The sequence below is a fragment of the Devosia geojensis genome (assembly GCF_000969415.1).
Lineage (GTDB): Bacteria > Pseudomonadota > Alphaproteobacteria > Rhizobiales > Devosiaceae > Devosia > Devosia geojensis.
Map to the genome: position 1 here is coordinate 1 of NZ_JZEX01000019.1, position 623 is coordinate 623.

Below are 623 nucleotides of genomic sequence, written 5' to 3' on the forward strand. Positions count from 1 at the left end.
GAGGGGGCCTTCTACCAAATTCGATGCCTCCTCTTACCCTTTAAACCCTCCTTCTTTTTCTCTTTTTTCTCCCCTTTATTCTCTTTCTCTTTTTCTCTTCTCCTCTCCCTCCTTACTCTACTCTTTCTCTTTTCCCTTCTTCTTCTTTTTTTTTTTTTTTCTCTTTTTTTTTTTTTTTTTTTTTTTTTTTTCTTTTTTTTTTTTTTCCTTTCTCTTTTTTTTCTCTCTTTTTTTCTTCTTTCTCTTTCTTTTTTTTTCTTTTCTTCTTTTTTTTTTTCTTCTTTCTTTTTTTTTTCTTTTCCTTTCCCCTTTTCTTCTCCTCTCCTTCTCGTCTCTTTCTTTTCGCTTCTGTTTTTCTCCGTTCACCTCTTCCTCCCCTCTATCCCCTCCGCCCCTCCTGCTCCCCTCCCCGCCTGATCTCTTCCCTCGATCTCTCCTTCTTCTTGCTCTCCTTTGCGTTTGTCATCTGTTTCGCTCTCCTCTCTCTCTCCTGGTCTACCCTGCTCGTATTGTTTTCTCCTCTTACCAGTTCGTTTTCGTCGCTTACCTCTGCTACGTCCTTCTCCTCCTCTCTGTCGCTCCCCCCCCCCCGCTCTATTTCCCCTCTCCTCCCTCTCCTCCCC

The 623-nt window shown here is 42.2% G+C and carries 2 protein-coding genes; both read right to left on the reverse strand.

Going from position 1 to position 623, the window contains the following annotated elements:
• Positions 1–117 precede the first annotated feature (117 nt).
• The gene (locus VE25_RS22860) at positions 118–366 is read right to left on the reverse strand and encodes a hypothetical protein (RefSeq protein ID WP_160299934.1); all 249 of its coding nucleotides are present in this window, start codon (positions 364–366) and stop codon (positions 118–120) included.
• Between the two features lie 13 nt (positions 367–379).
• A partial coding sequence (locus VE25_RS22865; protein ID WP_160299935.1) for a hypothetical protein occupies positions 380–623 on the reverse strand: 244 nt, incomplete at its 5' end.